This is a genomic window from Leptospira noguchii serovar Panama str. CZ214 (genome assembly GCF_000306255.2).
Taxonomy (GTDB): Bacteria; Spirochaetota; Leptospiria; order Leptospirales; family Leptospiraceae; genus Leptospira; species Leptospira noguchii.
This window is the reverse complement of sequence record NZ_AKWY02000021.1, coordinates 53445-76987: the sequence shown is the minus strand read 5'-3', so window position 1 is coordinate 76987 and position 23543 is coordinate 53445. Positions and strand designations below refer to the sequence as shown.

At 34.2% G+C, this 23543-nt stretch carries 12 protein-coding genes and 1 pseudogene; 3 read left to right on the top strand and 10 right to left on the bottom strand.

Annotation, left to right across the window (positions count from 1 at the left end):
- Nucleotides 1-34: 34 nt before the first annotated feature.
- The gene (locus tag LEP1GSC059_RS10725) at nucleotides 35-1699 is read left to right on the top strand and encodes a lipoprotein LipL71 (RefSeq protein WP_017215694.1); all 1665 of its coding nucleotides are present in this window, start codon (nucleotides 35-37) and stop codon (nucleotides 1697-1699) included.
- Nucleotides 1700-2497: 798 nt separating this feature from the next.
- Here LEP1GSC059_RS10725 and LEP1GSC059_RS10720 read toward each other — a convergent pair.
- Nucleotides 2498-3385 carry an alpha/beta fold hydrolase gene (locus LEP1GSC059_RS10720; RefSeq protein ID WP_002177937.1) on the bottom strand — a complete coding sequence of 296 codons (888 nt, stop codon included), beginning with the start codon at nucleotides 3383-3385 and terminating at the stop codon, nucleotides 2498-2500.
- A gap of 370 nt (nucleotides 3386-3755) precedes the next feature.
- On the opposite strand from LEP1GSC059_RS10720, the gene LEP1GSC059_RS10715 reads away from it, so the two are divergent.
- Nucleotides 3756-4748, top strand: a complete 993-nt coding sequence (locus LEP1GSC059_RS10715; RefSeq protein WP_017215693.1) for a class I SAM-dependent methyltransferase — start codon at nucleotides 3756-3758, stop codon at nucleotides 4746-4748.
- A gap of 196 nt (nucleotides 4749-4944) precedes the next feature.
- Here LEP1GSC059_RS10715 and LEP1GSC059_RS10710 read toward each other — a convergent pair.
- Both LEP1GSC059_RS10710 and LEP1GSC059_RS10700 read right to left on the bottom strand, forming a co-directional pair.
- Nucleotides 4945-6237 (bottom strand): annotated as a pseudogene (locus tag LEP1GSC059_RS10710) (TonB-dependent receptor plug domain-containing protein); the annotation flags it as partial.
- A gap of 384 nt (nucleotides 6238-6621) precedes the next feature.
- Nucleotides 6622-7512 carry an EAL domain-containing protein gene (locus LEP1GSC059_RS10700; RefSeq protein ID WP_017215691.1) on the bottom strand — a complete coding sequence of 297 codons (891 nt, stop codon included), beginning with the start codon at nucleotides 7510-7512 and terminating at the stop codon, nucleotides 6622-6624.
- A 1153-nt stretch (nucleotides 7513-8665) separates the two neighbouring features.
- On the opposite strand from LEP1GSC059_RS10700, the gene LEP1GSC059_RS10695 reads away from it, so the two are divergent.
- Complete coding sequence (locus LEP1GSC059_RS10695; protein ID WP_017215690.1) at nucleotides 8666-9778, top strand: alpha/beta hydrolase; 1113 nt, start codon at nucleotides 8666-8668, stop codon at nucleotides 9776-9778.
- A gap of 542 nt (nucleotides 9779-10320) precedes the next feature.
- On the opposite strand, the gene LEP1GSC059_RS10690 is transcribed toward LEP1GSC059_RS10695, so the two are convergent.
- The 7 genes from LEP1GSC059_RS10690 to LEP1GSC059_RS10665 all read right to left on the bottom strand — a co-directional run bounded on the left by LEP1GSC059_RS10690 (nucleotide 10321) and on the right by LEP1GSC059_RS10665 (nucleotide 23403).
- Nucleotides 10321-11004, bottom strand: a complete 684-nt coding sequence (locus tag LEP1GSC059_RS10690) for a response regulator (protein ID WP_002177935.1) — start codon at nucleotides 11002-11004, stop codon at nucleotides 10321-10323.
- A 3-nt stretch (nucleotides 11005-11007) separates the two neighbouring features.
- Entirely contained in the window at nucleotides 11008-13611 is a 2604-nt protein-coding gene (locus tag LEP1GSC059_RS10685) for a sensor histidine kinase (RefSeq protein WP_020980734.1), read from the bottom strand.
- Complete coding sequence (gene kdpC, locus LEP1GSC059_RS10680) at nucleotides 13608-14180, bottom strand: potassium-transporting ATPase subunit KdpC (protein ID WP_020980825.1); 573 nt, start codon at nucleotides 14178-14180, stop codon at nucleotides 13608-13610. The genes LEP1GSC059_RS10685 and kdpC overlap by 4 nt, the downstream gene beginning before the upstream one ends.
- Nucleotides 14181-14190: 10 nt before the next feature.
- Nucleotides 14191-16269, bottom strand: coding sequence for a potassium-transporting ATPase subunit KdpB (gene kdpB / locus LEP1GSC059_RS10675; RefSeq protein WP_020980815.1), 2079 nt, complete (start codon nucleotides 16267-16269; stop codon nucleotides 14191-14193).
- A 10-nt stretch (nucleotides 16270-16279) separates the two neighbouring features.
- Nucleotides 16280-17953, bottom strand: coding sequence for a potassium-transporting ATPase subunit KdpA (gene kdpA / locus LEP1GSC059_RS10670; RefSeq protein WP_020980834.1), 1674 nt, complete (start codon nucleotides 17951-17953; stop codon nucleotides 16280-16282).
- A gap of 9 nt (nucleotides 17954-17962) precedes the next feature.
- Complete coding sequence (locus tag LEP1GSC059_RS21850; protein WP_081099765.1) at nucleotides 17963-18052, bottom strand: potassium-transporting ATPase subunit F; 90 nt, start codon at nucleotides 18050-18052, stop codon at nucleotides 17963-17965.
- Nucleotides 18053-18198: 146 nt separating this feature from the next.
- Entirely contained in the window at nucleotides 18199-23403 is a 5205-nt protein-coding gene (locus LEP1GSC059_RS10665; RefSeq protein ID WP_020980779.1) for a trifunctional serine/threonine-protein kinase/ATP-binding protein/SpoIIE family protein phosphatase, read from the bottom strand.
- Nucleotides 23404-23543 lie beyond the last annotated feature (140 nt).

Below are 23543 nucleotides of genomic sequence, written 5' to 3'. Positions count from 1 at the left end.
TTTTATCCTACCTTTTCTAAAATCTGGTGCCGCAATGAAATCGACTCAAAGAAAAATACTTTCTTTTTTTATAATCTTACTCGCAGGGTTTTTTATTTCCTGTGGAGCAGAACTTCCTATTGAGGAATTAAGTGACGCAAAGAACTCGATCACAAGAGCCAAGTCTGCGGGTGCTGAAAAATATGCTCCTGCAGAATTAGAAGAAGCCCGCAAAAACTTACTCACAGCTCATCAAAAAGCTTCGGAAGAAAATCTTGCAGAAACTAAAAAATCTGCGTTGTATGCAAGAGCAAAAGCCTTAGATGCTTCTGAAAAATCCTTCCCATCTTCTGTTGATGACGCTCGTAAAGAATCCAGCTCTTCGATCGAGTCTGCAGAAGAAGCTTACGCTTCTCAACTTGCTTCTGAACCTTATAATACTTCTGTACAACTTCGTAAAGAAGGAGATTCTCTTCGTGAAACTGCGGATCGCACTTTAGAGTCGTATCCAAAAGAATCTGGAGACGATGCAAAACTAAGGATGAGATTGGCGGCATTCGATCAGTACGAGGCTTCTCGTCAAAAATATACGGATTCTAAAAAGGCCGCGGATGAATCCAAAGTATTAGCTCTTTCTCAAAAACAACAATTGATCGATTCTTTTGCGGACATAGATAAAAATCTAAATGATGCAGATAAATATGCAGAAGGAAAAGATCCGGAGGTCTCAGAAACTAGAAATCGTTTAGATTCTTCCAAAGCCAAAATAGAAGAAGGAAAGATTAAAGAAGGATATTCTGAAATAGACGATATTCGTAAAAAATCCGGAGAATTAGTCGCTAAGAATATTAAGGTTTATGCAGAAAAGCAGAAAGAACTTGCAAAACAAAGTGTAGCGTCTGCGACCACAAGGTTAGCATCCTTTGATCGAAATAAAATCAATTCATCCAGAGATTTTCAAGTTTCTTATCAAAGAGCCGAAGAAAATCTAAAAGCTGCAGAAGAATCTAGAGTATCCGCAGAAGATTTATATTCTTCCGAAAAATACGAAGATTCTATTTCTCGCTCCGAAGAAGCAATCCGTCTTTCCAGAATCGTAGTAGATCAAGCCACCGAATTGGCAGAAAGAATAGAAAGAAAAGCGACAACTGATAAGGTTGCTGGTCGAGACACAAAAACCGAAGGAAACAAAAATACTAAAAATCAATCTATATCCGAAGACAAAAATTCTTCATCTAAAATCGGTGAAGACGGTTTACCGGAAGGTTGGAAACGTTATGTGGTTCGTAAGAAGGTTCCTGCGGATTGTCTTTGGAGAATCGCAAAAGACAAAAGACATTATGGAACTTCTAAACTTTGGAAAAGAATCTACGAAGCAAATCGTAATAAAATCAAAAATCCAAACTTGATTTATCCGAAACAAGTATTATTGATTCCTCCTCGAAAAGGTCCAACTCGATTAGACAAAGTAGAATCTCCGTCCAGAAAGAAAAAACCGGCTACAGAAGAAGTAGAGGCTATTGAAGAAAATCGAAAACCTTCCACACATTCTTCTGAAGATTCCGAAACCGGAGAATCGAATAACAAGAAAAAGGCGGAAACAACTCCTCCTTCTGCCGATACTTCGGAAGATGAGACAGGTGGTGAATCTTCTGAAAATGAAGAATCTTCACCCGAAGAAGAAAATGGAGAGGAAGAAAATCCGGAAAATCTTCAATAAAATCCAAACGAATCAAAAAGTTACAGAAAGTTAGTTTTCTCTGAAATAAGAGGCTCGGTAAAAATACCGGGCCTTTTTTATTTTCAATTCGAAACTAAAAACAATTCTTTTACGCAAATGAGATAGCTTGAGAATTGTATAATAGGTTTTCGCTTGTCAGTTGCAATTCGCGCGCAAATTCAATGTGATTTATATAACGCAAATTCGGTGTAAAAAATCCATTTTTCTAAAAAAGTTGGAATCTAAACTTTACGGATCGATTTCTAAAATGTAGAAACTCATACATAAAGTAAATGTTTAAACATTCATAATATGATTTAATCTGTGTAACTACTACAAATCACGATTTTACGAACAAATTCTAAAATTTTGTAGAAACTCATACTTTTTTTAGAAAATTTTTTCTCAGCCAAACTTACACTACTCAACGTGAGTTTGACGTAAGAAAATCGGGACGAATCCGGCTGCCAGAAGCAGCCGGACCGGGCTCTCAGCTCTGGTCAATAAATTGCATGAAAAAAACTTAATACGATATTTCGACTTAAGTTTCAATTTATCGACCCCACATCGATCCCTTTCGCGTTAACTCACGTTAATTATTCATCCCTGAAAAAGATTCAGAATGGCGCATAACACAATCACTTGGATTTGAAGATCAATCTGTCGGAACTACGACATTCCTCCTTAAAAAAATCGATCTCACTTTGATTCAAAGTCATTTCAAAAATATCTAGAACAATCAAAATTGATATTTTAAGCAAATATAAAGCATTTTGAGATGATTATAGCATAACAGTACTAGACGGAATATTTTAAAATAAATTTTTGAATGAGTTCAGTCACTAAATCCGGTTGTTCTCTGTGAACCCAATGATTGGAATTTATTTTATGAATTTCTAATTTTTCAACATAATCATAAGAGTTTTCGTAAACCTCTGGCAAAACGATAAAATCCTTTTGAGGAACAATCAATTGCACTGGAACTTTAATATGAGAAGGGGACGAAATAACCGTTTTACCAAACAATAATTCTCTGAATAGATTGATGGGTGCTATCGAGGCGTTATAAATATCGTTTTTGCTCAATTTCCTCAGAGGATCTTTTTTAGGAACCCCTCCCCAATCCATGATCCATCCATAAATCGATTCGCCAAAGTTTTGCCAAATGAATTCTGGCAATACAGGAATTTGAAAAAACCATATATACCAGGAACGAAACCCCTGATCGATCACCTTACTCCAGTTACTTAGATTTAAACTGAACAGGTCATCGATTATCCTTCTTCCCGCAAGCCAAGGATGAGGAGCGGAAATAGCAGTAAAAGAACTTATGTATTTAGAATATTCATAATTACTAATAAATAACCATCCAAGTGCGGCCCCCCAGTCGTGACCCACCAGATGCACCTTTTTATCTTTGGAAAGGAAACGAATCGCTTCCAACAAATCGGAAAGAATCATGGTATAATTATACTCGGATTGTTCTGAAGGTTTGGAAGATCTTCCAGATCCTCTTAGATCTATTGCACCTAACGTAAATTTTTCTTTCAGAACATTAACCTGCAAATCCCAAGTTTTATGTGTGTCAGGATAACCGTGAACAAATAGAATTACATTTTTAGAATCCGTTTCCGAATAAGAAAGAAATAGTTTCACTTTTTGATTTTCAAGATATATATATTTCAAACTTTCAATTCCCCTATTTATTAATTTAAAAGAACCTCTATAAATTAGAATTCAAAATGTTTGAACTACAAACACCAATATAAAACCAGCTCTCTTTAGGAGAATCGAAAGTGTTAAATTACAATTTTTTCGAAGGAAAAATTGTACCGGAAAGTTTTATATAAAAAACTCGGTTAGTTCAAGTTTTGTTTTTCTAATTTTTTATAGATACTACAACACCGTATTTTTTTAGTTTCTATTTTGATCCTTAAATGAAACCAAATTTCGACCTCGCAATCATAGTTTACGTTTATAAATTTGTCAGTCTTTTTACGAAATTTGACTCTTTGTTCTGATTGGATTTTAGAGTAGATTTTTTAATTCTGGTCCCATGTTGGAAAAACGATTTAATTCGCTTAACGATTTTGGGAATCCTATGGTTATGTTTCGAAATCGTATAACCAGAATGGCTAAACACTGGAAAAAATGGGCTCGTAAAAGAAACATAGAATGCTTTCGAATTTACGATCGTGATATACCTCAAGTCCCTGTTTGCGTAGATCTTTATGGTCCCCTCTGTCATATCTCTGTATATAAAAACAATTACGAAATTTCAGATGAAGATAAGATAAAAGAAAATGAAGAAGTCAGTAGAATTGTTTGTGAAACTCTCTCTATTGATCCAAACCAAATTTTTTGGAAAAAAAGAGAACCTAAAAAAGGTAAGGAGCAATACGAAAAACAATCCGAACAATCTGAGTTATTCGAGGTGGGAGAAAACGGACTTAGATTTTATGTGAACTTATCAGACTATGTTGATACCGGATTGTTTTTAGATCACCGAATCACTCGAGACCTCGTACGTAAGGAATCCAAGGGAAAAAAATTCTTAAATCTTTTTTCTTATACCGGATCGTTTACCGTCTACGCAGCGTCAGGCGGGGCTGTAAAAAGTCTAAGCGTGGATCTTTCCAATACGTATTCCGACTGGGCGGAAGAAAATTTAAAATTGAATGGATTTTCACTTACAAAACACCGTGTATTCAAAGCCGACGTGATGGAATGGCTTCGGCATGAAAGAAAAAATCCAGATCGAGAAAAATATGATCTGATCGTAGTCGACCCGCCTACTTTTTCTAACAGTAAAAAAATGGCCGAAATCTTTGATATACAAAAGGATCACGCTGAAATTTTAAATACACTCTATCTAGATTTTGCGCTCCCAGGTGCTGTTTTGTTTTTTTCTACGAACTTTAGAAAATTTGAATTTTCTAAACAAGCCGTTTTATGGGATAACGTGAAAGATATTTCTAAGTTTACAATCCCAGAAGATTTTAGAAATGAAAAAATTCATTTTTGTTGGAAAATGGAAAAACCAATTTGAATTCTTAGATTTGATTAAGAGGAAATTTTTACATTTAAAAAACAAAAATACAATTCTAAAAATATAATATAATATAATATAATATAGCTATTGAAAAATTTCATAATTCTGTTTAACAAAACTGTTCTAAACGGCCATTCCTATTAAACAGAAATAGATGGAGAATTAATTTTTCTACAACTATAATATTGAAATGTAAAGCTGCAACCGCTTTGAATAAGTTAATCTCCATAACGTCTTCAAAGTAACGAAGATCTTCTGAAAAATCGTTTCCAAGTGTATTCACTTTTTGTAATCCGTCAAAAGCAGCCGAAAGCGCACCTTTAGAGGTATCCGTAAAATAAGTATTATTTTGAATTCTTTCTTGAAAGTAACTTCTCGAAATATTCATTGTGTTGGAAACATATTCAAACGGTTTCCAAACGTATTGAATTCCATCGGTTCTAAAATTTTTATCTACGATCAAAGAATCGTTCAAAGTTTCCATTGTATTCTTTTTAGGTTCGTATTGTTTGTTCGTAGAAAAAGGATGACGATAATCTTTTGTACCAAAGGAAGAAATCGTAAGCGAATTATGATTATCTATTTCCCAATTGATTCTAAATTGATAATCGCTATAATCGGAAACAAAGGTTTGGTTAGGAACTAAATCTGGAATTCTTCCTAAAATGTAGTTAGGATAATATTTTCTTCCAGATGCACTTATATTTAAGTTTTTTGTTATATTCTTAAATACGTAACCATCCACTAAAAATGTATTTAGATTTAAAACCACAGAATCATTTTTCTTTTTAAAACCTTCTACTGCGATAACACCTCCTGTAGCAAATCCATATCTTGCAGAATAAGTGCCAGAATAAACTTCCAAGGACCGAATCGCGTTGTTATTCAAAACAGAAGTAATACCATCCGCGTGAAATGGATAAATTAAAGGAAGGCCGTCATAATAGAATTGATTGGCTCGAGTTCCTGCTCCTCTCATTATTAGAAAACCTCTCTGACTATTAGGAACGTCTGGACTTTTATTATTCGGAGCGGTTCGACTCAGTCCGCCATAGCAGATTGAAATCCAGAACTATTATAATTTTGGAATATAGGGGCAATTCCAGGAATATTAAAAATCGCTTTTAAAGAATCTCCGAAAGTACCTGGCATCTTGTTAATTTCTTCCGGTTTTAAACGAACAAAATCAGGCCCATCTTTTTCCCCTAACACTACAATTCCATCCTGATTTTTTTCAGAGTCGATCGAAAACGAAGTATTACCAGGCTGAGCTTGAATTTGAGTTTTTTTTCAGAACTCCGTTTTCATTCTCCGCTAAAATAGTATAACTGCCATATTTCGGAATTTCTAAAAAAACCTCTAAGTTCGATCCGGCATTCATTCTTTTAGAAAAATTTTCACCTTCGATACTAATCGATTTGATCTTTTCTTTAAATTTAATCTGTACCTCTATTTTATTTTGAGCATACAAATCCGAAGAGTACATTATAAAAAAATAAAATATCAACTCATTGATAATAGTAAACTTTTCGGTACAAAACTCGAGTTTACAAATGAGAATTCGAATAATTCTTAAAATTTTTATAAAGGAAAGGATCGAATAAATCTGAATCTTTACCAAACAGAATCTATACATAATATCCCATAAATAACATGCAAAAATTCTATAAACAAAAAATCAAGTGCCAATCACCGCATAAGAAATTTATAAAGTTTATCAAAAATTTTACTTTCTCAATAAAACCGTTTAACATCTTAACGAGATATAAATGTTTTTATAAATTATAAATCGTCCCAACAAAACATTTACTGAACATAAAACCAATAGAGAAAAGTTCATTTAAATTCTATATAATATATATCTGATGCTTTAAACTAAAACGTTCCTAGATTGAAACAAAAATCCTTGTACCAAAGGAAATCCCATTTCTGCGGCCATCAAAAAATCTTCGGAGGTTTCGATTCCTTCTAAAATACACATTATATTCGATTCTTTTGCAAAATTCAAAAACCCCCAGGCTATATTTTTATAAGAAGGCCTGGTTTTAAAAAGTTTCAACCAACATTTATCAAATTTAATAAATTTAGAATATTCTAAAAAATTAAAACAAAAAAGATTCTGATCTCCACCTACGTCGTCAAGAGCAATTGGAATATTTTCTCGTCTCAAAACATCCAAACAAAATCGAGTATTTTCAATTAATGTAGAATCGGTATTTTCAATAATTTCGCAGACTATATCTTTTTTTTTACCTAAAAGTTTTTGCCATTCAGCGGCCTGTGAACGATTTTTACAGACGTGTGGATCCAAATTCAAAAATAAATTTTTGCCTTGCGGACGATTTAGTATCTGAAACCGTTTTAATTCTTTTTCAAATTCAAAAAATAGATCCGGATCTTGATGAAGCTCATTAAACACAAACTCCGGAGAAATATTTTTTCCTTTGATACGGAATCTGGCGAGAGCTTCATACGCGTAAATTTTTCCTGTTTCCAAAGACAGAATCGGTTGGTATTCCGTATGAAAGTTTCCAGTTTTCAAAATTTCAGTCAGTTGTGTAAAAATTTCCCCATCATAGTTTTGTGGGAATAAAGTTTTCAAATTTGAAGAATCGACTACGGACGGGCTGAGTTCGTTCAATATTTCCAAAGCCATTTCATATTTTTCATTAAACGAGAAAAGAATTTGTGTATCGATTGTCGAAACTGATTTCGAAGACCACAAATCGGTGTTAGGTGATAAATCAAAAATTTCTTTCATACGAGGCCTCCTTTTTCAATTTTAGGATGTAGTATTTTTCGAGTCAACCCAAATGAGACTGAACCTCAGAATCTAATTTATACTTAAATGCCTAAATTTCGGCAGACAAAATTTTTATAAATCTCATCCTTTTCAATTTCGCCTAACAGCTTTTTTAAACCAAACCTGCGTTCTATGCCGATTTTCACAAAATAGAAGTTTAAATATTGCAAATTTGGGAACAAACATGAGAACTCTGCAAGGCATTTAAATCGTAAAAACTTATGGAACCATAAAGAGGCGGTTTCTGTAGGAATTTACATATTTTATCCAAAGATTCAGAAATGATTGATTTTAAGATTGTGGGGTAGACTTAAATTTTCACCGAATAAAACTTTCAACGCCTCAATCATTAAAGAATGAAAATAATATTCAACTAACAAAACTAAGGCGAAACGCATTTTACAATTTGGTTTTATACATCAAACCAGTGATAGATCCCCGAGTTTATGAAAGTTTTATTTTAAAATTTGGATTTATAAGAAAGATACTACAATACTTCAGCTGATAAAAATGTGATATCGTCCGCGGCTTCTTTACCCGAAAAAAAAGTTTGAAAATCAGAACACGACTCTATCCATTTTTAAGTTACGGAAAAACCTAATATTCGTTAAGCGAAGAACAATCAAAGTGGTATTACTCAAATAAAATCTTTTCATATCTATTTTAGATAGGAACTACAGACAACATGAATTTATAAATTTCATTTCTTAATTAGTAATTTAAATCCGCTTCTATAAAAATTTAATTCCTCTATCAAATAATCACCTAACTACTATTAACTAAAAACCTACTCTATAAAAGTTCTTTTAATTTAAATACTAACATTAGAGTTACTTAAAAAATCAAAATGAACAAACAATTTCATCCGTTTGTTCATTAATTTTTCAAATCTCTATTATTTATATCTGTTAGCATATATATAAATTAAATTATGTATTTATATCAAAATTAAATCCATTCTCGATTTAATTCTAATTTTATTTTCAAAAAAACATATTTTTGCTTTACAAATGTTCTTAAAAATGTTTTTTCCGTATCGCTTCATTAAAATCTAAGAAATCTATATAGAAACAGAACTTTCTTCTTAAGACAAACAAGGAGTTTAATATTTATGAATATTCGAAATCAATTTAGGAAAGTGGGACTCACCCTATGTTTCCTAATTTTTTTGTTTGGTGCAAATTCGATTAACGCCTCTTATGCGAGAGAAATTCTTACTTATGAGTTGGTAGGTCGCAATTACTATTCCTTAGAAACGACTTATTATACAATCAACGTAGTCCATTACAAATATATAAGAGATCCGGGTGGTCCGATCATTTTTAAACCTAGATCGGTTTTGTTCGTTCACGGCTTCGGAGATAATAGTTCTCTTTTTGAACCTCTAGCAAAAGAACTGATCCTCAAAGGCAAAGCTCAAAGCGTTTACATCATGGATCTCCCTGGCCACGGGTCTAGTACGATGGCTCCTGGAACGGCTGAGTATCCAGCTAACTTAAGCCAGTTGGGCGTTATAAATTATGCTGACGCACTGCGTGCTTTACTTGGAAGGATGACCAAAACAGAAGGTAAAAAAATCCAGACCATCGTTGGTCATAGCATCGGCGGATTGGTCATTCAAACGATACAAGGTTTATTTCATAGAAACGGTGGTAGCCTTTTGAGTGCGTTCGGTATCGAAAACACAATCTTAATTGGAAGTGATATTCCTTCTCCTTTGCCTTGGTATGGCGGAGACGCACCTATGAGTGATCCAAATTCTGCGAAAAGTTTTGTTTGGAATTTTAGAATATTAAAAATTTTAGGTAGTATTCCAGACCCGCCGTATGCCGAATTTGGTTGGTTCGTAAAAACTCCAGATGACTTCTATATTAATACGAAATACGCCGTAAACGGAGTTCCGGTCACGGGGGCACCTACCACCGAACAACTAAAAACAATGAGTGATCTAGAACCTTACGTAGCAGCCGCAAACATTGTCGGACTAGATTATACCGCACAAACTACAAATGCCGTTCCCAGAATATCTGTGGCACAGAATATATGGAACGGTTTTAATCTGAAAGTTGTGTGGATGGACAAAGACGTTTTCTTTAGCCAGTCTGAAACACAAGGCCTTGCTCAATATCTTCAAGAAGGTTTGAACGCGATCACCATTTCGGACCCGGAAGCGACTCATAACTCTCCGTTTTCTAAACCATCTCTTTTCCTTTCTCTTTTTTAATTTCTTAACGCCTACGTCGCACCTTTGGTGCGACGTCTCTACAAAAACGGCCCGTAATTTTGTATAAAATAATACTTCAATATAATAATTTTCTTTACTGATCTCTATAAAATTGAGTACCTTAATTTTTATCATAAAGTTCCGTTTAACATAAGTTAGGCATTTAAAATCCAAATGCAAAAACAATTGAAGCGTAGACAAGCTCAGCGTCTCATCACCTGAACTCAATGTATCGCTTCCTGAATGCTTCTGCATTCTCTGAGTTTCCCGGGCGCTCTGCAGATGCGATCAACAGATCGCATTCTATAATAAATTGCAATTCAAGACTATTATTGCATTACGTTTCTTTTATGTAATTTATTGACTGGGATCGAAAGCATAGTCCAACAACAGATTCGTCCAGTTTTTTTGAATTTACATGATCGTAGTATAAATCCTTCGAATTAGTGCTTCATCCAATAGCTTTGAGCAAAATCTCTATTATTTATATTCAGTTAGCATATATATAAATTAAATTTATTTTTTATTAGATAAACAGAATATTATAGATGAACTGCTAGCCTATATCCTACTCCTGGTTCCGTCAAAAGTAACTCAGGACTGGAAGAATCAAATTCTATTTTTTTTCTCAAACTTGCTACGTGAACCCTCAAAGCCCCGGATTCATTTTTTGCAAAAGGTCCCCAAACGTGACGTATAATCTGTTCTTGTGTTACTACCTTCCCTGCGTGTTGAATTAAAAAGGTCAAAAATGTATATTCAATCGGAGTTAAGTGTACTATTGTCTCAGATACCTTTACGTTTCTATTTGATAAGTCTACGTATAAGTTTCCGGATACAAATATAGGAGATCCTGGATCTTGAGTTTTATTTCTAAGAGCAACTCGAATTCTTGCCAATAACTCTCCCATACTAAACGGTTTTGTAATATAGTCATCGGCCCCACTGTCTAACAGTGAAATCTTTTCAGGATCGGAAGAAAGAACAGACAATACAATGACCGGTGTTTCGCTCCAAGTTCGTATTTCTCTCAGTGCAGCAATTCCGTTACCATCCGAAAATTGTAAGTCTAATAAAATCAAATCCGGAGAATCTTTCGCGGCTTTGAGTATCGTTTCTTGAATCGTAGCAGACTCGATCACTTCGTAGTGAGAAGCATTCAAACTGATTCGTATCATCTTGCGAATACGATCGTCATCGTCCGCTACCAATATTTTAGGATTCATTTTTTAACTCGATTTGATAGGAATCTCGATACAAAATCTGGCTCCTACCGTTGTTCTATTCTCTGCAGTTAAAGTACCCCCGTGTGTTTCTACGATGGATTTGCTAATTGAAAGCCCTAGTCCGCTTCCTACGTGATTTTGATTTTTACTTCTATAAAACTTTTCGAATATCTTTTCAAGATCTTCTTTAGGAATTCCCGGTCCCTCATCCTCTACAATATATTGTATTTTATTCTTTTTGCATATAAGTTCTATAGAAATCGGAACACCTTCAGGTGAAATCTGAACCGCATTGAATACTATGTTAAAAAGTGCCTGTTCCATCAATGTAAAATCCATCCAAGTTGGTACTGGATTTTCCGGTAAATGAATCACACAACGACTATTTTTCATCGTTTGCCTTAATCTTCTTACTACTACGTGAATCAGATCAGATGGATCGTGCCAGTCCATTCTCAATTTTAAAAATCCAGATTCGTAACGACTCATATCCAATAGATTTCCCAATAACAGATTGAGGATCATACTACTTTCATTGATTTCGTTTAACAACTCGACTCTGGCTTCTCTTGAGTTTTCTATTTCCGGCTCTAACAACGCAGTTACCGCTCCTCGGATCGAAGAAAGTGGTGTTTTTAGTTCATGAGATAAAGAATTAAATATGATCGTATAAAGTCTTTCCGATTGATTAGCCAAATATCTAGTCCTAGTTTCTTCAGACAATAGCTCTCTTTCAAGCGCAAGTGCGATCTGATTTCCCATCGTAAGCAAAAGATTTTCTTGATCCAAGTTTAACCTTTCATTTAAGACAACTCCGATCACACCAATCACTTTACCTGGAGCAACCATAGGAAAGTAGGTTCCTAAAGATAGGGATAACGTGTCCGTAAATTTTCCTGCTGGAATTTTATTTTTATATACCCAGTTAGCAACAGCGGTTTCTTTCAGGTCAGGAAAAAAATTTCCAGTTCTGGAAGAATTGAAATCTATGCTTCCTTGATTTTCTAATAGTATAACTATCTCTGTTTGAAATACTTTTCCAAGATATTCGGCTCCGATTTCAGATATACGCGGTACGTCTCGCGCACGTCCCAACTCCTTCGATAATTCGTATAATGTTGTTAGGCGAAGTTCTCGATTGACTAATACCTTTTCTTTTTGTCTCAACCTGGAAGTAACATTTCCTATAATAATTGATATAAAAAGAAAAGCGCCGAACATGAGTACGTCTTCTAACTTCTCTATAAAAAAAGTATATTTGGGTGGAATGAATAAAAAATCCCAGAAAATTCCAGACAATAACCCTGCAAGTATCGTAGGCCCTTTGGAAAAGAAAGATCCAATTCCTGAAACAAAAAATAAATAGAGTAAAGAAATACTCCAATAACCAGTAATCGGTTCCAAAAATAAACTGATACAAGTAGCTAATAAAATCAAAATAAATGACGTTAAATACTGTTTTCCTCCCGAAGAAGTCCTTAAAAATCGATTCAAAACCGATTCTTCTCCAGAAACAAAAGAGTAAGGTACCAAACAAAGCTCGAAATTAGAAGGAATTCTAACCAATTTAGAAACGGTTGAATTCCATCTATTCACAGAAGGTTTTTCTATTACTACACGCGTTATGCGCTTTTGATCGGAAATTCTTAAAATCGCTTCTACGGTGTCTTCGTCTGCTGCATAAAGAATTTCACATCCCAGTTCTCTGGCAAAACTCAAATTTTTTTCAAGTTGACTTAAGTTTTCCTTAGTAAGATTTTCTCTCGTTTGATTGTAAATTGCAAACAATTCCCCGTTTCGTTCGTAGGCAAGACGTTTCGCATAACGTAACAAAGAATAAGAATTAGGACTAGGACCAATCGCCACTAAAATTTTTTCTCTAAACTTTGCAGAATCCAAAGCTACGTTGACATGTCTCGCAGTATAATTGAGAGCAGTTTCACGCAAAAAGATCAGATTTTCTTTTTTAAAAAAATGGTCTCCTGCTAAGTTTGCTTTTTCAGGTATATATACCTTACCTTCCTGAAGTCGTTTTCTAAGATCGTCCGGAGAAAGATCGATTAATACGATTTCATCCGCCATATCCAATAAAGAATCCGGAATCGTTTCTCTAATTTTTACAGAAGTGTTTTTTTCTACAGCCTCTACTTGACTTTCTAAATGCTGAACATTCAAAGTTGTAAATACATTAATACTATGATTAAGAATTTCAATCACGTCCTGATATCGTTTTACGTGTCTGCTGCCCGGGATGTTTGTATGTGCAAACTCGTCTACCAACACCACTTCCGGCTTTCGTCTGAGGATGGAATCTATATCCATCTCTTCGAATTCGATTTCTCTATGTTCTATTTTTTTTCTAGGTAATATTTCCAATCCTTCTAAAAGTTCTTCGGTTTCTTTTCGAGAATGTGTCTCTATGTAACCTACCACCACATCCACACCCTCTTTTTTAAGTCCTCGAGCGGCGTTTAACATAGCGTAGGTTTTGCCCACACCCGCAACCATTCCGAAAAATACTTTGAGTTTTCCGGCAATCTCTTTTTGTTCTTCTTTTTGGATCTTACGAAGTAACTCGTCCGGATCCAAACGAGTATTTTCAATCATTCTAATATTGCTCCAAATTCAGAATCCAACTTCAAGTTTAATAGAAGTACGTTGATCCTGTTTTCTCCTATATAACCTTTTTCGATGGATCTTTCCACGATGTATTTTAAATGGAGAATTTGACCTTCTGTCAATCTGCGCGATTTTGCTACACGGTTTATCTGAAACCGAGCCGAATTTGGACTGATATGAGGATCAAGCCCAGAACCAGATGCAAACAATAAATCGGAAGGAACCTGCTTTTGATCCGGGTGTTTTTCAAGCAGGATTTTTTTTCTTTCTTCTACCTTTGCCCTAAAAGACGCGTTAGTCACACTTGCATTGGACGCCCCCGTTGTATAATCCACCGCAGATGGCCTAGGCCAGAAATATTTATTTTTTGTAAACTTCTGAGCAATCAACTCTGAACCTACTGTTTTACCTTGAATTACGACCCTACTTCCGCCGGATTGAAACGGAAAAAAACGTTCCGCAAACCCAGTAATTACAATCGGATATAAAATTCCGGTAATTAAAGTAAGAACGAGAAGAAGTCGAATAGAAGTTATAACAGTATTTAAGAAAATCATAAAATTCTCCTTAACTAATTCCTAATAAAACTAATATCAAATCTATACACTTTATTCCTAAAAACGGAACGATCATTCCCCCCAATCCGAAAATTAAAAGATTTCTTTTTAATATTTTATCAGCACCTAACGGTTTATAGACGACTCCCTTAAGAGCCAGAGGTATAAGAGCAGGTATCACGAGCGCGTTGAATATAACTGCGCTTAGTACCGCACTTTTCTGAGAACCTAACTGCATTAGATTAAGAGCAGACAAAGGACCTATCTCCGACGTAGCATAAAAATTTCCAAACAAAGCGGGTAAAATAGCAAAGTATTTCGCTACGTCATTTGCAATGCTAAACGTAGTCAATGCCCCTCTTGTCATCAAAAGTTGTTTTCCGATCTCTACTATTTCTATTAGTTTACTTGGGTTACTATCAAGATCGATCATATTACCGGCTTCTCTTGCGGTTTGTGTGCCTGTATTCATAGCTACACCCACATCCGATTGCGCTAACGCAGGTGCGTCGTTGGTTCCGTCTCCGATCATTGCAACTAGATAACCTTTGGACTGTTGTTCTCTAATCTTTTTTAACTTAGTTTCGGGAGTCGCTTCCGCAAGAAAGTCGTCTACTCCCGCTTCCGCAGCAATCGCAGCTGCAGTCAAAGGATTGTCTCCTGTAATCATTACGGTTCTAATCCCCATCTTCCTAAGACTTGCAAATCTTTCTTTGAGTCCTCCTTTGACTATATCCTTTAATTCAATTACACCTAAAAGTTGATCTTCTTCGGTTACTAAAATTGGAGTACTACCTCTTTGTGAAATTGTTTGAATTGTTTCTTCCAGTTCTGTAGAAATTTTTTGACCAAACGTATGCAGATAATTTCGAATCGAGTCCCCTGCTCCTTTTCGAATTTTTCGAACGACCTTTCCGGCCTTTTTTAAATCTACTCCACTCATTTTTGTAGAAGCGCTGAAAGGTATAAATTCTCCTTCCATCTCTATTAAATTTCTTTCTCGAATTCCAAATTTATCTTTTGCTAATATTACTATGGACCTTCCTTCTGGAGTTTCATCAGCAAGAGAAGAAAGTTGCGCCACATCCGCCAGGTATTTTTCTTCCACTCCTCTGGCGGGATAAAAAGCCCTTGCCTCTCTATTGCCTAACGTAATTGTTCCAGTTTTATCTAATAAAAGAATGTCTATATCTCCTGCGGCCTCAATCGCTCTTCCACTTTTTGAAATTACATTAAAACGAATTAGGCGTTCCATTCCCGAAATTCCGATAGCGGACAATAATCCTGCGATTGTAGTAGGAATTAAACATACTAAAAGAGAAATTAAAATTGGAATAGAAAGATTTGCGCTTTGCCCTCCTTCTTTAGCAACGAATTCCGCAAAAAAAGGAAGACTCATCACAGCGATCAAAAAAATAAACGACAATCCAGACAATAACATCGTAAGAGAAATTTCGTTTGGCGTTTTTTGACGCTTGGCACCTTCCACTAATGCAATCATCTGATCTAAAAACGTTTTTCCTTGTTCCGCAGTAATTGAAATTTTAATTCTGTCGCTTAACACTTTGGTTCCACCTGTAACCGCGCTTCTATCTCCTCCACTCTCTCGAACTACAGGCGCAGATTCTCCGGTAATTGCAGACTCATCCACACTTGCAATTCCCTCCAAAATTTCCCCGTCTCCCGGAATCAAATCCCCCGCTTCACAAATAACTATATCACCAATTTTTAATAAACTTCCAGGAACGTTTTCTATCTTATTCCCTACTAGTTTTTTGGCGATGATACTAGATCTAGTTTTTTTAAGACTGTCCGTCCTTGCCTTTCCCCTTCCTTCTGCAATTGCTTCTGCAAAATTGGCAAAAAGCACCGTAAACCACAACCATAGGCTTATTTGTAGGTTAAAAGAAGAGAAAACTCCATGATATAAATCTTTAAAGAAAATCCAAGTTGTAAAAATTGCGCCTAAGAATACAACTAACATAACAGGATTTTTGGTTTGCCAAAAAGGATTCAATTTTTTGAATGTGTTAAAGATTGCTTCTTTTAAAATTGTGGATCCTATAAAAACTTTGGACTTACGGTTCATCTGGCTTTCCTTAAAAAGTTGCATTTTGTAACATTATAAAATGCTCAAGTATTGGTCCGATAGTAAGAACCGGAAAAAAAGTAAGTGCGCCTACTATGATGATAACGGACAATAACAACACGTAAAAGATTCCTCCTTCTGTAGAAAAAGAGCCTTCCGACACGATCTCTGATTTTTTTTTCTCGGCGAGACTTCCCGCAATCGCTAAAACAGGTAGAATTACTCCGAACCTTCCTAATATCATCGCTATTGCAATCATAAGATTATAATAAATAGTATTTGCATTTAAACCGGCAAACGCGCTTCCGTTATTTCCCGCTCCCGAAGAAAACGCATAAAGAATTTCTGATAAACCATGGGGGCCTCGATTTGCAAGAGAAGATAACGCGTCTGGGATACTTACCGAAATTGCGGTAAATAAAAGTATAACCGTAGAAGGTAATAAAATTCCTAAAATGGACATTTGAATTTCTTTCTTTTCTATTTTTTTACCTAAATATTCCGGGCTGCGACCCACCATGATCCCGCTTAAAAATACGGTCAGTAAAACAAAAAGTATCATCCCGTACATTCCAGCTCCTACTCCTCCAAATACAATTTCTCCTAATTGTATATTCAACATTCCTACTAGACCACCAATCGGAGAAAAGCTATCGTGCATGGAATTTATAGATCCGTTAGACGCCACCGTTGTGGCAACTTCCCAGATGGAGCTGTTTAAAATTCCGAACCTCATTTCTTTTCCTTCCCAAAAACCAAAGGCTCCGCTGATCGGATTCCAAGAAGATTCAAAGTTCCAAACAATTAAAATTCCAACATAGAATATCGTAAACATTACACTAAAAATCACCCATGCATGTCTGAGACTTCCGGTTATTCTTCCGTATAAAAAGACACAAGCTCCTGGCAAAATCAAAATGGAAAACATCTGCAAAAAATTAGAAATTGGAGAAGGGTTTTCAAAGGGATGTGACGCGTTTACCCCAAAATAACCTCCCCCGTTTGTTCCTAATTGTTTGATTGCAACCTGAGACGCAACCGGTCCTAAAGGAATTATTTGAGTATTTCCTTCTAAAGTAACCACAGAAATAGGTTCGGAAAAAGTTTGTACAACTCCAGAACCAACCAAAAATAAAGCAAAAATAAAAGAGATAGGCAAAAGAATGTATAACGTTCCTCGAATCATATCTTTCCAAAAGTTCCCAAAAGCAAAAATATTATAATTTACTGATATACCCCTTGAAAGTGCAAGAAGAGTGCATAATCCAGTAGTTGCGCTAAGAAAATTTTGTGTAGTTAATCCTACCATTTGGGAAAAAAAACTCAGCGTAGATTCTCCACTATAAGCCTGCCAGTTCGTATTTGTGGTAAAACTGACCGCGGTGTTAAACGCAAGGTGCCAACCTAATCCGGGAAAATTGTCGGAATTTAGTGGAAGATGATTTTGAAAAAATAAAATTAAAAACAGTAGTAAAAAACCGAAAAAATTGAACACGAACAAAGATAGAGCATATTCTTTCCAATCCATATTTCGATTGGGATCGATCCCACAAAGCTTATACAAAAAATTTTCAAAACCAGAGGGTTCATACAAATATACTTTATACAATCCAAAACCAAATAAAGGAGAACAAATTACGATCGCAAACAGAAAGATATAAAGCTGAATCCATTCCGTTATCATAAAAACCTCTTAAAATTTTTCCGGTCTAAAAATTGTATATGCCAAATAAATGATACAAAATCCACCCATACTCAAAGCCATTATAGTTTCTAAATTCATAATATTCTTTTTCCTGAAACTAATCTTTTAATATATAAATAAACCATAAATTTGGAATTAAGTCAATCCATGTAGAGTTAAGGAGCAAAAAAGAAAGTTAAGAAGTTGTTAAGACTTTTAAAGAAGTATGGTTTATAAAAAAGATATTACAATACTTCAGCTGATAAAAATGTGATATCGTCCGCGGCTTCTTTACCCGAAAGAAAAGTTTGAAAATCAGAAAATACCAACGAAACAATTTCTGAAACCGGTTTAGAAGAATAATTTAAGATCGATTCAAAAAGTCTATTTTCTCCGAACGCTTCATTAAACGGATTACAACCTTCTAACATTCCGTCAGAAAAGAAAAACAACTTATCCCCTTTAAATATTTCTAAAAAATGAGAACCGTATTCTTTATTTTCAAGAATACCTATAATCGGACCACATCGAATCAATTTTGTTATTGTATTTCCCGAAAGGTAGAATTGATCCGGATGTCCCGCTGCTGAGTAATAAAGCGTTCCTTTTTTAGTGTCAATGTCAGCGACTATACAACTAAAAAAGAATTTAAGAGTTTTATATTTTGCTATGATGGTCCGATTCAATTCAGTGATCAGACCTCCCGGAAATGTATCTAAATATTTAAGACTTTCATACTCTGATTTAATCAACATAGTGACTAACGCAGCCTGAACTCCATGTCCAGTCGCATCTGCTAAAAAAATTCTTATCTTACCCGGAGAAATTTCTTCATAGTCATAAATGTCACCTCCTACATACATCATCGGAATGTATTTCGTAAAGACATGTATTCCGCCTAATGTAGATTCTGGCTTTGATAAAATTTTATCCTGAATCTTTTGAGCATACAATAAGTCTTTTCGAAGTAGATGAATTGTATTATCAAGTTCGGAAGTCCTTTGTTTCACCTTTTCTTCTAATTCCGCATAAAGGTTGGCGTTTTCTATAAAAATAACAGTTTGTCCCACGATTAGTTCCAAAATTTGAATATTACTTTCGGTAAACATTCCTTTGACAAATTCATTTTCTAAATAGAGAATTCCTTTTAATTTTCCAATGTGTATCAGCGGAATACAAATCATGGACTGTGGTTTTTTTTCTTTGATATACTGATCGTTAAAATCTCTAACAGAAGCAGAATCAAGCGTGGAAATTAATTTACCAGTTCTAAAAACGTAATTCAGATAAGAAATCGGATATTGAGATTTATCTAATTCCGGAAATTTTTCAATTTTGATCCCTGTCTTTTCGTTTTGTCCTATAAGATAAACCATTGGATTTCTGTCGTACAAATTAAAATAAACCGCTTTTGTAGCTCCAGCAGTCTGCATCGTTATCTGCATCAATTTCTTAATAAGATTATCCAAAACAATCTCTTTGGAAATAACATTATAAGCTTTGAATATAATTTCCCGATCTAAGGCAAGATTTTGTTCCAATACCTTTTTTTCAACGCTTTCGTTTAGGAAACATAGGTGAAGTCGGCTCGAAAAACGACTTTTTAAATCAGACACTTTAGACAATGCTCCCCATTTGGAATATAAATTGATCGCGTATCCTAAGTAATGATTTCCAAGGGAAAAATTTCCAACTTGATAATGAAACTCTGCGGCCATTTCGCTCGATAAGGCCTGAAATGAAATAAAACCTGATTCTTGAAAAAGTTTAATCGCTCTTTCATAACCTACAATCGTATCGTAAATTTTTCCGCGTGTTCTTTTTTTTTCTGCACTAAGAAGTTCAAGAAGTCCCATAAAATTTTCTGGACAATCTTTACTCCATTTGTTAAAGTAAGAAAATATAATATTCAGTTTTCTTAAATATTTAACTCTTTGAAAAAAACTAAATTCATGAAAATTAGCTAAAATGACAATTCCATAATAAAACCAGTATTCGGCAAAAGGAATCAAACCAAAAGCGTTCCGAATCAACTTTTCACACTTTACAGCAAATATCATAGCTTTTTGATATTTTCCTGAAAAATAATAAAGTTTAGTAAGATCATGATAATAATAGGAAAGCGCAGTGTAATTTTTATCTTCCGCTATTTTTTTTTCAAAATCTTGGTATTGAAATTCAGAATCCTCCAGAGAATCGTAAGAAAAAGTTTTTCCAGCAAGCGCTTTGATAAACTGATGAGAACTTTTTGAAATTACAGACGCGAAATCGTCTCTTGTAATCTTAAAATATTTTTCCGCATTATCTATATCCGTTAAAAGTTCGTTTATAGAATACGAAGCAAAAATTTTTTTCTGGATCTTAGCTTGAAGACTAAAACCGGCAAAAAAAACATCCCCGTTTTGTAAAGCTCCTTTATGAACTTCGTCTAACAGATCTATATCGAAAGAAATATGTCTTATCCAATGACAGATATAGGCAGAATATACGTATTTCACTTTCCACTTAACAAGATCGAACGGAATTTTTTTGTTTAGATCCATTGCAAGTTTAGAATACCGCACCGCTTGATTCAAATCCTTTAGAACCTGATTAACTATCATACCGTAACCGCTGTACACAATTGCGCTACTTTTAGAGACTCCCTTTGTTAAAGATATATTAAATATTTTTAATACAATAAGAGCAAATAAATTTTGATCGTATGTAAAAGCCGAAGGACCCAGCTCAGCAAAAAGATCTATCAAAGCCTCATATTCAGGTTCTAAGTTTTTCTTTACACAAATAAGTTCCAGATCGGACTTTTTTATAGATAAAATTATAGAAATTAATAATTCTTTAAAAAGCGCCAAAACAACTCTACACCAAAAGGAAGGAATATAAATTTTAAACCGCCTCATTCCGCGTAAACCCGCTAAAACCGCCTCTTCTATCCTATTCATTTTAGAATACAAACGCACCAGAATTGTCTCTTTACGAACATATTGTAAATCTGTTATATTTTTATTTCCTAATAATATCAAAAGAGATTCTACCCTTTCGTAATTACCTAAAAGATATTCTGTTTCAGCAGTTTCTAAAATTACGTCCGCATATAATTCAAAATTTTCGACGGAAGCCTTCTTATCCAAAAAATTCAAGGCAAAATTCAAATATTGAAGAGAACTTTCGTATGATCCTGAATTTTTAGCTTGAAGACCCGCTTGATAATTTAAAATTGTAAGATTATTTTTTATAGATTCTTCTTTGATCGTATCAATTGTATAATTAAGATGTTCTACAATTTGAAAAAGAATTTTGTCTTTTGATTGTGGTCCATAAATTGTAAGTAAGGTTATTCCTATGTGTTGGTGAATTTCCTTTCGTTTCGATTCTTCTAATAAATCATAAACAGCTTGTTGAATTTTATCGTGTGAAAAACTAAAAATTCGTTCCGAAAATAAACTTTCTTCAAAAAGAAAATGATTCTGACTAAAATAAATATTTAAAAAACCTTCCCTTACGGCTGACCAAAGTAATTGATCTAATTTTAAAGTATCAAAAAAACTTAATTTAGATAAAAACTCTAAAGTAAATTTTTTTCCTAAACAAGAACATACACCCAAAAGTTCCTGAAGCTCTGGAGAAAGTGCTTTAATCCTAACACAAAGTAGATCTACTACATTCTCCGAAATTGAAAGCCTTTCTATCTTTTCAAGATCCCATTTCCAAAGTCTAGATTTGAATTGATATGTGATGAAACGTTTTTTTTGGCAAATTCCGAGAAATTGTATAATCGCCAAAGGATTTCCAGACGTTTTTTTAAAAAAAATAGAAGTTACAGATTTCAACTGTTCTTCCCGTCCAGGAACCAAATCCTGAATGAGTCTATAAACGTTTTTTTCATCTAAGAAACCAAGCTTAATTCGTTTTATTTTGACCTTGCTGTTCTCGATATTTTTTAATACACTGGAAAAAGAATTTGAAAGCCCGGCTTCATCAGATCTAAAAGATAGAATACATAAGAAGTTTTTAATTTTCGAATGTACTAAAATGCTTTCTATAAATCTGAGAGTTGCAGAATCAGCCCATTGTAAATCGTCTAAACAAAGAACGAACGGCCTACTTATTTCAGTAAGGACTTTAATAAAATTACTGAGTGTATGGTAAAAACGATTCTGATTTTCATCTGTAGGAAGTTTGGGCAACTCTGGCTGAGAGCCCAAAATAAATTCTAACTCCGGAAACTGATTTAAAAGAATTTTTCCATTATTTCCTATATGTTGAGAAATTAGTTCTTTAAACTCTTGAATTTCTTTTTCATCTTTGGAAAGTAAAATCGAAACTAAATCCTGTAAAGAATGAATCAATCCTCCAAACGGCATTGAGGTTTCGTATTGATTGAATTTTCCTTGGACAAAAATCCCACCCCTATCTGAAATACTTTTTAAAAAGGATTTTAACAGCGCAGACTTTCCTGAACCTGAACAACCAGTAATAAAAACAACTCTAGTTTCTCCTTGAAACGCTTTATCCAAAGAGGATTTTAAAACGAAAATCTCTTTTTCTCTTCCATATAAATTATAAGAATCTAATATAATTTCAGGGTTATCTTTTGAACCGGGAACAAATTCAGAATTGATTTTTCTATTTTGAAAATCTTTAAAACAAAGTTCTAGATCATATATCAATCCTTGAATAGACGCATAACGTAGATCGGAATCTTTTTCGAGCAATTTTGAAACGATAATAGAAATTGAAACAGGAAAATCATTTCTAATTGTATGAATAGGAACAGGTTTTCTAGTAAGATGAGAGTGTAAAATTTCGTTTTTATCTTTAGATACAAATGGAGCAGCTCCAATTGCCATCTCGTAGAAAATAATTCCCAAAGAATAAAAATCAGTCCGAAGATCCAAAACGCGAGAAATTCTGCCGGTCAATTCAGGTGCTATATAAGGAAGAATCTCAAAGGGTAGATTAGGCGTGTTAGAAGGAGAAACCTCCTTACCCGAAAAAGTAGCGGATGAAAAATCCGCAATCCTTATCATCCCAGTATTTGTTTGAATCCAAATATTCCCCGGACGTAATGCTTTGTGTAAAATTCTTTTTTCATGGATTTCTTGAAGTGCAAAAGAGATTTCTAAAGCGATTTCGAAAAACTTTTGAACGGAATCTATTCCATTAGGAAAAAGTCCCACAAATGGAATTAAATTACAATCCTCTAATACAAGAATCGGAACGCCCCCATGTCGTATTAATTCAAGAGAATTTTGAGTTTTTGATCCTTTTACAAAATTTGAAATTCTAAAATCGTGATAGATCCCTTGAACATCCGTCATAGTTGGATTTTTTTGAGAAATTGTTTTGATAAGAACTTTTTTCCCAAATCTTTGATCAAATGCCCTATATATTATAAATTTATAATCTTCAGAAAAAAAATCTAACGTTTCAAAACCGGGAATTTTCATTCTTCCTATTTAAAAAAATACGAGTTCAAAATAAAAACCTGAAAGTATAAAATAAGAAGCAACAAATTTAAATAAAGTATATTTATGCTTTTTGATAAATACGTTGACTTATTACCTAAGTGTTTTAAATTAAAAATATT

Excerpts from the sequence above, each read along its gene's own strand:
- LEP1GSC059_RS10725 (WP_017215694.1), top strand. The coding sequence starts at position 35 with ATGAAATCGACTCAAAGAAAAATACTTTCTTTTTTTATAATCTTACTC.
- kdpC (WP_020980825.1), bottom strand. The coding sequence starts at position 14,180 with ATGATTTTCTTAAATACTGTTATAACTTCTATTCGACTTCTTCTCGTT.
- LEP1GSC059_RS10715 (WP_017215693.1), top strand. The coding sequence starts at position 3,756 with ATGTTGGAAAAACGATTTAATTCGCTTAACGATTTTGGGAATCCTATG.
- LEP1GSC059_RS10695 (WP_017215690.1), top strand. The coding sequence starts at position 8,666 with ATGAATATTCGAAATCAATTTAGGAAAGTGGGACTCACCCTATGTTTC.
- LEP1GSC059_RS10685 (WP_020980734.1), bottom strand. The coding sequence starts at position 13,611 with ATGATTGAAAATACTCGTTTGGATCCGGACGAGTTACTTCGTAAGATC.
- kdpA (WP_020980834.1), bottom strand. The coding sequence starts at position 17,953 with ATGATAACGGAATGGATTCAGCTTTATATCTTTCTGTTTGCGATCGTA.
- LEP1GSC059_RS21850 (WP_081099765.1), bottom strand. The coding sequence starts at position 18,052 with ATGAATTTAGAAACTATAATGGCTTTGAGTATGGGTGGATTTTGTATC.
- kdpB (WP_020980815.1), bottom strand. The coding sequence starts at position 16,269 with ATGAACCGTAAGTCCAAAGTTTTTATAGGATCCACAATTTTAAAAGAA.
- LEP1GSC059_RS10700 (WP_017215691.1), bottom strand. The coding sequence starts at position 7,512 with ATGAAAGAAATTTTTGATTTATCACCTAACACCGATTTGTGGTCTTCG.
- LEP1GSC059_RS10690 (WP_002177935.1), bottom strand. The coding sequence starts at position 11,004 with ATGAATCCTAAAATATTGGTAGCGGACGATGACGATCGTATTCGCAAG.
- LEP1GSC059_RS10665 (WP_020980779.1), bottom strand. The coding sequence starts at position 23,403 with ATGAAAATTCCCGGTTTTGAAACGTTAGATTTTTTTTCTGAAGATTAT.